This is a genomic window from Bradyrhizobium sp. USDA 3262 (assembly GCF_054060035.1).
Window position 1 is genome coordinate 2,316,579 of the sequence record NZ_JBSSCT010000001.1, and the last position, 11,963, is coordinate 2,328,541.

Here is an 11,963-nt window from a genome sequence, read left to right on the forward strand (position 1 = left end):
AACAGCGGTGCGCACTCGCGCACCGGAGAATCTCGCGCAGCTATCTCGAGATCCCGGGTCTGCGCGCCTGAGCGCGCATCCCGGGATGACCTTTCGGGTCAGCGCACCAGAATATTCTTGAACTGCCAGGGATCGCTGGTGTCGATATCTTCCGGGAACAGTCCCGGACGATCCGTCAGCGGGGTCCAGTCGGTGTAGAAACCCTTCACCGGGCCGAGATACGGCAGCTGGATTTCCAAGAGACGATCGAAGTCCATCTCGTCGGCCTCGACGATGCCTTCGTTCGGGTTTTCCAGCGCCCACACCATGCCGCCGAGCACGGCGGACGTCACCTGCAGGCCAGTGGCGTTCTGATAGGGCGCGAGCTTGCGGGTCTCCTCGATGGAGAGCTGCGAGCCGTACCAGTAAGCATTGTTGTCATGGCCGAACAGCAGGACGCCGAGCTCGTCGATGCCATCGACGATTTCGTTCTCGTCGAGGATGTGGTGCTTTTCCTGCATCTTCGCTGCGCGGCCGAACATTTCATGCAGCGACAGCACGGCGTCGTCGGCCGGATGATAGGCATAGTGGCAGGTCGGCCGATAGATCGCCGTGCCCGCTGCGTCACGCACCGTGAAGTAATCGGCGATCGAGATCGACTCGTTGTGGGTGACGAGGAAGCCATACTGCGCGCCGCGGGTCGGGCACCAGGTGCGCACGCGCGTGTTGGCGCCGGGCTGCATCAGATAGATGGCCGCGCCGCAGCCGGCTTCGTGGGTATGGGCATTCTCGGGCATCCATTTCTCATGGGTGCCCCAACCGAGTTCGGACGGCTGCACGCCTTCCGACAGGAAACCTTCCACCGACCAGGTGTTGACGAAGACGTCAGGCTCTTTCGGCGACTTGGAGCGCTGGGTGTCGCGTTCGGCGATGTGGATGCCCTTCACGCCGGCCTGCCGCATCAAGTCCGCCCATTCGGCCTTGGTCTTCGGCTTCGGGGCATTGAGCTTCAGATCGGCAGCGACATTGAGCAGCGCCTGCTTGACGAAGAACGAGACCATGCCGGGATTGGCGCCACAGCAGGAGACGGCGGTCGTCGAGCCAGCGGGGCGCGCCTTCTTGGCGGCCAGCGTCACTTCGCGAAGGGCGTAGTTGGAGCGCGCTTCCGGGCCCTTCGAGGAATCGAAATAGAAGCCGAGCCAGGGCTCGTTGACGGTGTCGATATAGAGAGCGCCGAGTTCGTTGCAGAGCTCCATGATGTCGGTCGAGCCGGTATCGACCGACAGATTGACGCAAAAGCCCTGGCCGCCGCCTTCAGTGAGCAGCGGGCTCAGCAGGTCGCGATAATTGTCCTTGGTCACGGCCTTCTGGATGAATTTGACGTTGTGCTTCTCGCAATGCGCCTTGCGGCCCTCGTCCTTGGGGTCGATCACGGTGACGCGCGACTTGTCGTAATCGAGATGCCGCTCGATCAAAGGCAGCGTGCCTTTGCCGATCGAGCCGAAGCCGATCATGACAATGGGACCTGTGATCTTCGCGTAGATCTGCGAGGCGGGGCTCATCATTTTCTCCAGGAGAGTGCCTAGCGGCGGATAGAGTGGATCAGGGGTTGCGACGCTTCGCGGTGACTTCGATCTCGACCTTCATCTCGGGCTTGTAGAGCCCCGCGACGATCAGCATCGTTGCGGCCGGGCGGATGTCGCCGAGGACCTCGCCGCAGACCGCGAAATGGGCATCCACGTCACGGGCATCGGTGAGGTAGTAGGTCGCGCGGACGATGTCGGCCATCGCAAAGCCTCCCTCCTTGAGGGCGGCCTCGATGGTCTTGAAGCAGTTCCGTGACTGGCTCGTGACATCCGATGGCATGGTCATCGTGGCGTAGTCATAGCCGGTGGTTCCCGCGACGAAGGCGAAGTCGCCGTCGATCACGGCACGGCTGTAGCCGGCGGTTTTCTCAAAGGGCGAGCCGGTGGAAATCAGGCGGCGGGACATCTGGACCTCGACTGAAAATGGCTTTGCGCGGGGTTTACGGGCATTTTTGCCGCCCGCGCAACCCCTTGGTTCAGGCCTGGTGCGGCCGGCACTAGTGGGACTGCAGCGTGGTGTCCGGCGGCGATGGCGGCGTGCCGGTCCAGCGCCGGACCAGGATATCCCTGACGATCATCACCGAGATCAGGATCAGCATGACCGTGGTGACGAGGCCGCGCCAACGCGGGCGCGCGCCATCGGTGATGGGGAGGTGCTCCGACATGACGGCCCACCTTACGCCGCGTGCGGCACGGCGAGCGGTGCCTTCGGGGTCCGGGATCGCGTCCGCGATGCCTTGGCCTCGGGCAGCGGCGCGCCGGTCGGCGTGATCATGCCCCAAGCGCCGTCCAGCGCGCCCGCGACAAGCTCGAGGCCGAGCAGCCGCTCGCGCTCGAACGTGCCAGGCAGCGACAGCTCGCCGGTCTTGGCCGCGGTGAAGCCGATACGGGCGTAGTAGGGCGCATCGCCAAGCAGGATCACGGCGCCGTGGCCGCGCGCCTTCGCGACCGCCAGCGCACGCTGCATCAGCGCGGCGCCGACGCCGAGGCCGCGGCAGTCGTCGTCGACTGCCAGCGGCCCCAGCATCAGCGCGCTGCGGCCCCCCGCGCTGACGTGCCACAACCGCACGGTTCCAACCAGCCGGCCGTCCTGGCGCACGGCCGCAAGGCTCAGGCCTTCGGCGGGCGCGCGTCCGTCGCGCAGGCGCTGGCAGGTGCGCGTATGGCGATTACAGCCAAAGCAGGCATCCAGCAGCGCTTCGCGTGCGACGACGTCCGAGCCACGCTCCGCACGGATCGCGAACGGGGCGGCATCTCGGATGAGGGCAACGGGGGTGTTCCGTTTTGCAGTCATGGCACGTCAGTCCCCGCTTGCAACGGCATGTCGTACGCCGCGGCAAGCGTCGTTCAGGAAGATCAAAAATGATCGGGGAGGAGCCGGCGGGGCCGGCTCCCGGTTTATCGAGCCTCGAAAAGGAGGCGGGTCAGATGTGGTAGGTCTTCAGCGGCGGAATGCCGTTGAACGCCACCGACGAGTAGGTCGACGTATAGGCGCCGGTGCCTTCGATCAGCAGCTTGTCGCCGATCTCGAGCGTCACCGGAAGCGGATACGGCAGCTTCTCGTACAGCACGTCGGCGCTGTCGCACGTCGGGCCCGCGAGCACGCACGGCGTCATGTCCGCCCCGTCATGCGGGGTGCGGATGGCGTAGCGGATCGATTCGTCCATCGTCTCGGCGAGACCGCCGAACTTGCCGATGTCGAGATAGACCCAGCGCACCTCGTCCTCGTCGCTCTTCTTCGAGATCAGAACGACTTCGGTCTCGATGATTCCGGCATTGCCGACCATGCCGCGGCCCGGCTCGATGATCGTCTCCGGGATCTGGTTGCCGAAATGCTTGCGCAGCGCGCGGAAGATCGACCGGCCATATTGCAGGACCGGCGGAACATCCTTGAGGTACTTGGTCGGGAAGCCGCCACCCATGTTGACCATGGTGAGGTTGATCCCGCGCTCGGCGCAGTCACGGAACACGGTCGACGCCATCGCGAGCGCGCGATCCCACGCCTTCACCTTGCGCTGCTGCGAACCGACATGGAACGAGATGCCGCACGGCTCCAGACCCAGGCGCTTGGCGAGGTCGAGCACCTCGACCGCCATCTCCGGGTCGCAGCCGAACTTGCGCGACAGCGGCCACTCGGCGCCGGCGCAGTCATAGAGGATGCGGCAGAACACCTTGGCGCCGGGGGCGGCGCGGGCGACCTTCTCGACTTCGGCGGCGCAGTCGACCGCGAACAGGCGAATGCCGAGCGCGAAGGCACGCGCGATGTCGCGCTCCTTCTTGATCGTGTTGCCATAGGAGATGCGGTCCGGCGTCGCACCGGCGGCCAGCGCCATCTCGATCTCCGCGACCGTCGCGGTGTCGAAGCAGGAGCCGAGCGAGGCCAGCAGCGACAGCACTTCGGGCGCAGGATTGGCCTTCACCGCGTAGAACACGCGGCTGTCCGGCAGCGCCTTCGCGAAGGTCTGGTAATTGTCGCGCACGACTTCGAGGTCGACGACGAGGCACGGCTCGGTGTCGAGACCATCCTGGCGGCGGTTGCGCAGGAATTCCTGGATACGTTCAGTCATGGCACTCTCCAACGGCCCCAGCGACGGGATCCGCATCAACGTGACGTCGGGTAAGAGCGCTTCGGCCACATCGCGCGATGGAGGCGCGTTGAGGCCAAGAGACTCAAACCAGACTGTGCTGCCGTGGATTGGTTGGGAGAGTTTCCCGCCCGCTCACCTGGCAATGAAGGACAAGCCTTTTCAGTAGCCCGGGCCGGCGTTGGACCGCCGGTAGAGACCAAAAAAGCCCGATCCGTCGTTGCTTTAAGTCGCGTCCCCCGTTGAGAGCGGGGTGCGCCGGTTCGCCTCCGGCTGCCAGTCACGGTTGCAAAGAGTGGTGAGACCTTCAACGGCATCCCTGGAGAGAGATGCTGGCCGCCTCGTGTCCTGATGGACGTAAGCGACCCTCGGTTCTTCCACCCCTTGGCGGCTGTCCGGCCTCTTGTCCGGATACCTACCGACTGACACACGACCACAGGCACGTGCGAAATTGGGCAAGGCAGGAAATAAGTCTTTTGACTTCGCGGCGCAAGAATTTTTTTGCGATAGCGGCAAATTTCCCTAACGCGTGCTCGCGATGTTGCGCGCAGCACGCGTCGGAGGTGCTGAAGATGAACGGCTGTTAAGAATGACTAACGAAGCGTGTGTGCGTTTTAGCCCTGTGCCGCAGCGCTTTCTTGAATCGCTCAAAGCTCACGCGCGACGCGTGAACGGCTCGACGCGCTGCGCGGCGCGGATGAAGGCGATCATGATCAAGACGCCGATGCCGAACAGCACCGCCTGCAGGATGTGCGCGGCGACATCGTCGAGTCCGAGCAGGATCGCGAGCGCCCAGCCGCCGGCGAACGCCGCGCCGAACACTTCCGCGCCGATCAGGATCGCCGCCGAGATCACGGTGATGACGCTCGGCCAGACGATGGTGCGGTTGCCTGAGGTGGAGGGCTGCATGGTCATGGAATAGGTCCTGTTCAGGGGGCGCAATCTCTCCGAAAAGTGCCCATCTATCAAGCGCAAAAGGCCCAAAAATGCCGTATCGCATGATATAGATTGGGCAGCATTTTCAAGGCGAAAAACGGGACATTCGATGTCAGGAACCAGCGCAGACGCCAAGGTCGAGACTTTGGCCAACCCCCTCCTGAAGGCATGGCAGACGCCGCTCGAGACGCCGCCCTTCGCCGAGATCAAGCCGGAGCATTTCCTGCCCGCTTTCGAGCAGGCCTTCGCCGATCATTCGGCGGAAGTGACTGCGATCACCCACGATCCGGCGCTGCCCGACTTCGACAACACCATCACGGCGCTGGAGCGCTCCGGCAAGCTGCTGTCGAAGGTCTCGGCGGTGTTCTACGATCTGGTCTCGGCGCATTCGAGCCCGGCGATCCTGGAGATCGACAAGGAAGTGTCGCCCCGAATGGCGCGGCACTGGAATCCGATCATGATGAACGCTGTGCTGTTTGGCCGCATCGCCATGCTGCACGAGAAGCGCGCCTCGCTGGGCCTGACCGGCGAGCAGATGCGGCTGCTGGAACGCACCTACACCCGCTTCCGCCGCTCCGGCGCCGGCCTCGACGATGCGGCGAAGGCCCGCATGGCCGAGATCAACGAGCGCCTCGCCCATCTCGGCACCTCGTTCAGCCACCATCTGCTCGGCGACGAGCAGGAGTGGTCCATGGAGCTCGGCGAGGACGACCGCGCCGGCCTCTCCGACACATTTGTGGCGGCCGCCAAGGCTGCGGCGGAAGAGCGCGGCATGCCAGGCAAGGCGATCGTGACGCTGTCGCGCTCCTCGGTCGAGCCGTTCCTGCAAAGCTCGTCGCGGCGCGATCTGCGCGAGAAGGTCTACAAGGCCTTCACGGCGCGTGGCGACAATGGCAACGCCAACGACAACAACGCGACTATCGTGGAGATCCTCAGGCTGCGCGAGGAGACCGCCAAGATCCTGGGCTTCCCGACCTACGCCGCCTACCGCCTCGAGGATTCCATGGCGAAGACGCCGGAGGCCGTGCGCGGCCTGCTGGAGCGGGTCTGGAAGCCGGCGCGGGCCCGGGCGCTCGCCGACCGCGACGCGCTGCAGGCGCTGATCGCGGAGGAGGGGGGCAATTTCACTTTGGCGTCCTGGGACTGGCGCTACTACGCCGAGAAGCTGCGCCAGCGCCGCGCCAATTTCGACGATTCCGCGATCAAGCCCTATCTGGTGCTCGACCACATGATCGAGGCCGCGTTCGACTGCGCCACCCGCCTGTTCGGCGTCACCTTCGAGGAACGCAAGGACGTCCCGGTGTGGCATCCGGATGTCCGGGTCTGGGAGGTCAAGGGTCGCGACGGCCAGCACAAGGCGCTGTTCTACGGCGACTACTTCGCGCGGCCGTCAAAACGTTCCGGCGCCTGGATGACCTCGCTGCGCGACCAGCAGAAGCTCGACGGCGCCATCGCACCGCTGGTCATCAATGTCTGCAACTTCGCCAAGGGCGCCGACGGCGCGCCGTCGCTGCTGTCGCCCGACGATGCGCGGACCCTGTTCCACGAGTTCGGCCATGGCCTGCACGGCATGCTGTCCAACGTGACCTATCCGTCGCTGTCCGGAACCAGCGTGTTCACCGACTTCGTCGAGCTGCCCTCGCAGCTCTACGAGCACTGGCAGGAGCGGCCCGAGGTGCTGCAGCGCTTCGCCCGCCACTACCAGACCGGGGAGGCGCTGCCGGACGACCTGCTCAAGCGCTTCCTCGCCGCACGCAAGTTCAACCAGGGCTTTGCCACCGTGGAGTTCGTCTCCTCCGCGCTGGTCGACCTCGAATTCCACACCCAGCCGGCGGCGGCGAGCTGGGACGTCCGCGCCTTCGAACAGAAGGAGCTGGAGAAGATCGGCATGCCCGCCGAAATCTCGCTGCGGCACCGGCCGACCCAGTTCGGCCATATATTCTCCGGCGACCACTATGCCTCCGGCTATTACAGCTACATGTGGTCGGAGGTGATGGACGCCGACGCGTTCGGCGCCTTCGAGGAGGCCGGCGACATCTTCGATCCCGCGACCGCCAAGCGGCTGCATGACGACATCTATTCGTCGGGCGGCTCGCGCGATCCGGAGGAGGCCTATGTCGCCTTCCGCGGCCGCGAGCCCGAGCCGGACGCGCTTTTGCGCCGTCGCGGCCTGCTCGAGACGCCTGAGGCGGCCTGAAGGTGCGGCCGTCGTTGAAGCGCCTGATCGCCTGGCTCGTGCTTGCGGTGTCCGTCGTGCTCGGCACGGCGGCTGCCGAGGCCCATCCGCATGTCTGGATCGTTGCCAAGAGCGAGCTGATCTACGCGCCCGACGGCACCATCACGGGGGTCCGTCACGCCTGGACCTTTGACGACATGTTCTCGACCTATGCGCTGCAGGGCATCGAGACCAAGGTGAAGGGTGCCTACAGCCGCGAGGAGCTGGCGCCGCTGGCGCAGACCAACGTCGAGTCGCTGAAGGAATACGCCTACTTCACCTTCGCCAAGGGCGACGGCAAGAAGCAGAAGTTCACCGAACCGGTCGACTACTTCCTCGAATACAAGGATTCGGCGCTGACGCTGCACTTCACTTTGCCGCTGAAGACGCCGTTCAAGGCGAGGCAGCTCTCGCTCGAAGTGTTCGACCCGACCTATTTCATCGACTTCCAGTATGCCGCGAAGGAGCCGGTCAAGCTGGTCGGCGCCGCGGCGGACTGCAAGATGCAGTTCGAACGGCCGAACAGTGACGGCACCGCCGCCGCGCAGAAACTCGGCGAGCAGACCTTTCTCGACGGTGGCAACGGTAATTTCGGCATGATGTTCGCCAACAAGGTCTCGGTGGAGTGCCCATGACGCCGATCGTCTCGCGCATGATGCGCGGCCTCGCCGTGTCCGCTGCCGTGCTGGCGGCATTTGCGCTGCTCGATGGCGCCGTTCATGCGCTGCTGGCGCAAAATCCGTTCGGCGCACCGCGTGCGCCCGAGCCGCAGGGCGGGCTGGTCGGCTGGCTCTTGGCCAAACAGTCGGAGTTTTATCGCGAGATATCGCAGACCATCCGCGCCGCAAAATCCGACGGCTCGGCGGTCTGGACGCTGCTCGTGATCTCCTTTGCCTACGGGATTTTCCATGCCGCCGGCCCCGGCCACGGCAAGGCGGTGATTTCCTCCTACATGGTCGCCAACCGCGAGACCGCGCGGCGCGGCATCGTGTTGTCGTTCGCCTCGGCGCTGATGCAGTCGGTGGTCGCCGTTCTCATCGTGGGCATCTGCGCGTGGCTGCTCAACGCGACCGCGAAGACCATGTGCGGGGCGGAGAAGGCGATCGAGATCGCAAGCTACGCGCTGATCGCGGCGTTCGGCGCCCGGCTGGTCTGGGTCAAGGGCGGCGGCTTCTTCCGCGCGCTGCAGATGCCGCGCCCGGCGCTGGCGATCGCCGGCGCGCATCAGCACGATCACGACCATCATGACCACGATCACCACGACCATGGCCGTGATCACCATCATCGTCACGCGCATGACGATCATGGCCATCATCATCACGGCCACGATCACGGGCATGACGCGGGGCACGTCCATGACGAGCATTGCGGCCATTCGCACGGGCCGACGCCGGCCGAGCTTGCCGGTCCTGGCGGCTGGCGGCGGGGGCTCGGCGCGATCTTGACCGTCGGGATCCGGCCGTGCTCGGGCGCGATCCTGGTGCTGGTGTTCGCGCTGGCGCAGGGCCTGTTCTGGGCCGGCATTGCCGCGACCTTCGTGATGGGGCTCGGCACCGCCATCACGGTGGCGGCGATCGCGCTGGTCGCGGTGTCGGCGCGCGGCGTGGCGGAGCGGCTGAGCGCGGCGCGCGACGGCGGCGGCATGGTCATCATGCGCGGCCTGGAGTTCGCCGCCGCGGGCCTCGTGCTGCTGTTCGGGCTCGGCCTGCTGTTCGGCTACGTCGCGGCCGAGCGGGCGACGTGTTTGTAGAGCCCCACTCCAGGTAATCCGTCATCTTGAGGAGCCTGCGCAGCAGGCGTCTCGAAGGATCGACGGCCACCAGCCGGGCCGTGCATCCTTCGAGACGCGCGCAAGGGCGCGCTCCTCCAGCGACAAAGGCGAAGCCTTTGCGCGGGGATGACGGATAACGGGGAAGCTGCGCGGCTCAACTCGTCAGATATCCCCTGATCGCCGGCAGCAGGAAGATCGCGATGTTGATCGCGAAGCCGATGCTCCAGAGGATCGAGCGCAGCGTCGGGCGGTTGCCGATATAGGTGAAGACGTAGGCGATCCGCACGATCAGGAACAGCACAGCGAGCTCGTCGATCAGCCGCAGCGGGCCGACGCGGAATTCGGCGAGCAGCACGGCGAAGGCGAAGAACGGGAAGGCCTCGATGCCGTTCTGGTGCGCGCCGAGCGCCCGCGAGCGGATCGGGTCGTCGTAGAAATCGGGATCGCGCGGCCTGGCATTGTCGAAGCTGCGGAAGCCGGTCCACTTCACCGATACGATCGTCAGCAGCGAGAGCATCAGCGTCCCGAAGACGCACCATTCGGCGATCGTCATGGTTCCCCCTTATTCCGCACGGGAACGTAGCCAACCCGCACTCGGCTTGACAAGGTTGGAGCAACGCGCGAAGCCCAAAGCTCCCAAGCGAAGGATATCTAGCGCAAGGCCATCATGAGCACGGTGATCCCCTTCGACAGCGCGAAGCCTGCGGCGGCGCCGAAGCCGGAACGCGTCGGCGTGCTCCTGGTCAATCTCGGCACGCCCGATACGGCGGATGCCGCCGGCGTGCGGGTCTATCTCAAGGAATTCCTGTCCGATCCGCGGGTGATCGAGGATCAGGGCCTGCTCTGGAAGCTGATCCTCAACGGCATCATCCTGCGTGTCCGGCCGGCCCGCAAGGCGCGCGACTATCTGAAGATCTGGAACACCGAGAAGAACGAGTCGCCGCTGAAGACCATCACGCGCTCGCAGGCCGACAAGCTGGCCGAGGCGATCGCCGATCACGACCACGTCGTGGTCGACTGGGCGATGCGCTACGGCAACCCTTCGATCAAGGAGCGCATCGAGGCGCTGGCGGCGCAGGGTTGCGGCCGGCTCCTGGTGGTGCCGCTCTATCCGCAATATTCCGCCGCGACGTCTGCGACGGTCTGCGACGAGGCGTTTCGCGTGCTGGCCGGCATGCGCGCGCAGCCGATCCTGCGGGTGACGCCGCCGTACTACGACGATCCCGACTACATCGAGGCGCTCGCGGTCTCGATCAATGCGCATCTTGCGACCTTGGCGTTCCAGCCCGAGATCATCGTCGCCTCGTTCCACGGCATGCCGAAGGAATATGTCGACAAGGGCGATCCGTATCAGGCGCAATGCATCGCCACGACCAATGCGCTGCGCAAGCGGCTCGGGCTCGATGCCAACGGGCTGATCCTCACCTTCCAGTCGCGCTTCGGCAAGGCCGAGTGGCTGCAGCCCTATACCGACAAGACGGTCGAGAAGCTGGCCAAGGACGGCGTGCGGCGCATTGCCGTGGTGACGCCCGGCTTCTCCGCCGATTGCCTGGAGACGCTGGAGGAGATCGCGCAGGAGAATGCCGAGATCTTCCGGCACAATGGCGGCGAGCAGTTCGCGGCGATCCCCTGCCTCAACGACAGCGACGGCGGCATGGACGTGATCCGCCAGCTCGTGCTGCGCGAGCTTCAGGGCTGGATCTGATTGTTAACGATCAGTGACACCGGACACGGCTATTCACTTGCATCTGGTAGTCGGACGGCAGCTTCCTATGTGCTAGGGAGAACAACAGCCGGCTGAACCGGCGGAGCGGTCCTGCCGACCAATGCACGACCGTGACTGGCGACGGTCTCGCCGGCCCTGGAGGACTTTATGACTGGCTTCGACGTTTTCGCGATCGCGTTCGTTCTTCTCGTCATCGTCACGCTGTTCGCCGGGATCAAGACCGTTCCGCAGGGGTATGACTGGACCATCGAGCGGTTCGGCAAATACACCCGCACGCTGTCGCCCGGTCTCAATTTGATCGTGCCCTATTTCGATCGCATCGGGCGCAAGATCAACATGATGGAGCAGGTGATCGACATCCCCGAGCAGGAGGTGATCACCAAGGACAACGCCACCGTGACGGTGGACGGCGTTGCGTTCTACCAGGTGTTCGATGCCGCGAAGGCGAGCTACGAGGTCGCCAATCTCAACCAGGCGATCACCGTCCTGACCATGACCAACATCCGCTCGGTGATGGGCTCGATGGATCTCGACCAGGTGCTGTCGCATCGCGACGAGATCAACGAGCGGCTGCTGCGCGTGGTCGACGCCGCGGTGTCGCCCTGGGGCGTCAAGGTCAACCGCATCGAGATCAAGGACATCGTGCCGCCGGCCGACCTCGTCGAGGCGATGGGCCGGCAGATGAAGGCCGAGCGCGTCAAGCGCGCCGACATTTTGCAGGCCGAGGGCCAGCGGCAATCCGAAATCCTGCGCGCCGAGGGCGCCAAGCAGGGTCAGATCCTGCAGGCCGAGGGCCGCCGCGAGGCTGCCTTCCGCGACGCCGAGGCGCGCGAACGGCTCGCCGAGGCCGAAGCCAAGGCGACCCAGATGGTGTCGGAGTCGATCGCCAAGGGCGACGTCGCCGCGCTGAACTATTTCATCGCCGACAAATACATCAAGGCGTTCGGCCAGCTCGCGGAATCGCCGAACCAGAAGGTCTTGATGCTGCCGATCGAGACCTCGAGCGTGCTGGGCTCGCTGGCCGGCATCGGCGAGATCGCACGCGCCACCTTCGGCGAGAGTGCGGCGTCCGCCACGGCCGCGGCGCGGCGCGGCGGTTCGGTGCCGCCGGCCGGCCCGACTGCGCCGCCGCCGGTGCCGCCGCAGCGGTGAGGGCGTGACGGCG

Annotated in this window: 12 protein-coding genes; 5 read left to right on the forward strand and 7 right to left on the reverse strand. The window is 65.3% G+C overall.

Features of this window, described 5'->3' with window-relative positions; genetic code table 11:
• Positions 1-98: 98 nt before the first annotated feature.
• The 6 genes from ACVWYP_RS10770 to ACVWYP_RS10795 all read right to left on the reverse strand — a co-directional run bounded on the left by ACVWYP_RS10770 (position 99) and on the right by ACVWYP_RS10795 (position 5,065).
• Entirely contained in the window at positions 99-1,541 is a 1,443-nt protein-coding gene (locus ACVWYP_RS10770; protein ID WP_304500217.1) for a homospermidine synthase, read from the reverse strand.
• Between the two features lie 40 nt (positions 1,542-1,581).
• The gene (locus ACVWYP_RS10775) at positions 1,582-1,971 is read right to left on the reverse strand and encodes a RidA family protein (protein WP_028332860.1); all 390 of its coding nucleotides are present in this window, start codon (positions 1,969-1,971) and stop codon (positions 1,582-1,584) included.
• 91 nt (positions 1,972-2,062) lie between these two features.
• Complete coding sequence (locus ACVWYP_RS10780) at positions 2,063-2,230, reverse strand: hypothetical protein (protein ID WP_162832417.1); 168 nt, start codon at positions 2,228-2,230, stop codon at positions 2,063-2,065.
• A gap of 11 nt (positions 2,231-2,241) precedes the next feature.
• Entirely contained in the window at positions 2,242-2,859 is a 618-nt protein-coding gene (locus tag ACVWYP_RS10785) for a GNAT family N-acetyltransferase (protein WP_304498603.1), read from the reverse strand.
• A 130-nt stretch (positions 2,860-2,989) separates the two neighbouring features.
• A complete protein-coding gene (locus ACVWYP_RS10790) occupies positions 2,990-4,132 on the reverse strand; it encodes a type III PLP-dependent enzyme (RefSeq protein ID WP_016842601.1) in 1,143 nt (380 codons plus the stop codon).
• A gap of 672 nt (positions 4,133-4,804) precedes the next feature.
• Positions 4,805-5,065: a hypothetical protein gene (locus ACVWYP_RS10795; RefSeq protein ID WP_028341358.1), complete on the reverse strand. Its 261-nt coding sequence runs from the start codon at positions 5,063-5,065 to the stop codon at positions 4,805-4,807.
• Between the two features lie 130 nt (positions 5,066-5,195).
• Here ACVWYP_RS10795 and ACVWYP_RS10800 point away from each other — a divergent pair, with 130 nt between their 5' ends.
• The 3 genes from ACVWYP_RS10800 to ACVWYP_RS10810 are packed head-to-tail and all read left to right on the forward strand — an operon-like array spanning position 5,196 to position 9,051.
• On the forward strand, positions 5,196-7,283 hold the full coding sequence (locus ACVWYP_RS10800; RefSeq protein ID WP_304498604.1) for a M3 family metallopeptidase: 2,088 nt from the start codon (positions 5,196-5,198) through the stop codon (positions 7,281-7,283).
• Positions 7,284-7,297: 14 nt separating this feature from the next.
• The gene (locus ACVWYP_RS10805; RefSeq protein ID WP_304500218.1) at positions 7,298-7,936 is read left to right on the forward strand and encodes a DUF1007 family protein; all 639 of its coding nucleotides are present in this window, start codon (positions 7,298-7,300) and stop codon (positions 7,934-7,936) included.
• Positions 7,933-9,051: a nickel/cobalt transporter gene (locus ACVWYP_RS10810; RefSeq protein ID WP_304498605.1), complete on the forward strand. Its 1,119-nt coding sequence runs from the start codon at positions 7,933-7,935 to the stop codon at positions 9,049-9,051. The genes ACVWYP_RS10805 and ACVWYP_RS10810 overlap by 4 nt, the downstream gene beginning before the upstream one ends.
• A gap of 175 nt (positions 9,052-9,226) precedes the next feature.
• On the opposite strand, the gene ACVWYP_RS10815 is transcribed toward ACVWYP_RS10810, so the two are convergent.
• Positions 9,227-9,625, reverse strand: a complete 399-nt coding sequence (locus tag ACVWYP_RS10815; protein ID WP_016842609.1) for an MAPEG family protein — start codon at positions 9,623-9,625, stop codon at positions 9,227-9,229.
• 114 nt (positions 9,626-9,739) lie between these two features.
• Between ACVWYP_RS10815 and hemH the strand changes: the two genes are divergently transcribed.
• Both hemH and ACVWYP_RS10825 read left to right on the forward strand, forming a co-directional pair.
• Positions 9,740-10,777 carry a ferrochelatase gene (gene hemH, locus ACVWYP_RS10820; protein WP_304498606.1) on the forward strand — a complete coding sequence of 346 codons (1,038 nt, stop codon included), beginning with the start codon at positions 9,740-9,742 and terminating at the stop codon, positions 10,775-10,777.
• A gap of 168 nt (positions 10,778-10,945) precedes the next feature.
• The gene (locus tag ACVWYP_RS10825) at positions 10,946-11,950 is read left to right on the forward strand and encodes an SPFH domain-containing protein (RefSeq protein ID WP_304498607.1); all 1,005 of its coding nucleotides are present in this window, start codon (positions 10,946-10,948) and stop codon (positions 11,948-11,950) included.
• The last annotated feature ends 13 nt before the right edge of the window (positions 11,951-11,963 follow it).

Bases quoted from the DNA above. Each gene is read 5' to 3' on its own strand.
- ACVWYP_RS10770 (WP_304500217.1), bottom strand. From the start codon at position 1,541: ATGAGCCCCGCCTCGCAGATCTACGCGAAGATCACAGGTCCCATTGTC.
- ACVWYP_RS10775 (WP_028332860.1), bottom strand. From the start codon at position 1,971: ATGTCCCGCCGCCTGATTTCCACCGGCTCGCCCTTTGAGAAAACCGCC.
- ACVWYP_RS10780 (WP_162832417.1), bottom strand. From the start codon at position 2,230: ATGTCGGAGCACCTCCCCATCACCGATGGCGCGCGCCCGCGTTGGCGC.
- ACVWYP_RS10785 (WP_304498603.1), bottom strand. From the start codon at position 2,859: ATGACTGCAAAACGGAACACCCCCGTTGCCCTCATCCGAGATGCCGCC.
- ACVWYP_RS10790 (WP_016842601.1), bottom strand. From the start codon at position 4,132: ATGACTGAACGTATCCAGGAATTCCTGCGCAACCGCCGCCAGGATGGT.
- ACVWYP_RS10795 (WP_028341358.1), bottom strand. From the start codon at position 5,065: ATGACCATGCAGCCCTCCACCTCAGGCAACCGCACCATCGTCTGGCCG.
- ACVWYP_RS10800 (WP_304498604.1), top strand. From the start codon at position 5,196: ATGTCAGGAACCAGCGCAGACGCCAAGGTCGAGACTTTGGCCAACCCC.
- ACVWYP_RS10810 (WP_304498605.1), top strand. From the start codon at position 7,933: ATGACGCCGATCGTCTCGCGCATGATGCGCGGCCTCGCCGTGTCCGCT.
- ACVWYP_RS10815 (WP_016842609.1), bottom strand. From the start codon at position 9,625: ATGACGATCGCCGAATGGTGCGTCTTCGGGACGCTGATGCTCTCGCTG.
- hemH (WP_304498606.1), top strand. From the start codon at position 9,740: ATGAGCACGGTGATCCCCTTCGACAGCGCGAAGCCTGCGGCGGCGCCG.
- ACVWYP_RS10825 (WP_304498607.1), top strand. From the start codon at position 10,946: ATGACTGGCTTCGACGTTTTCGCGATCGCGTTCGTTCTTCTCGTCATC.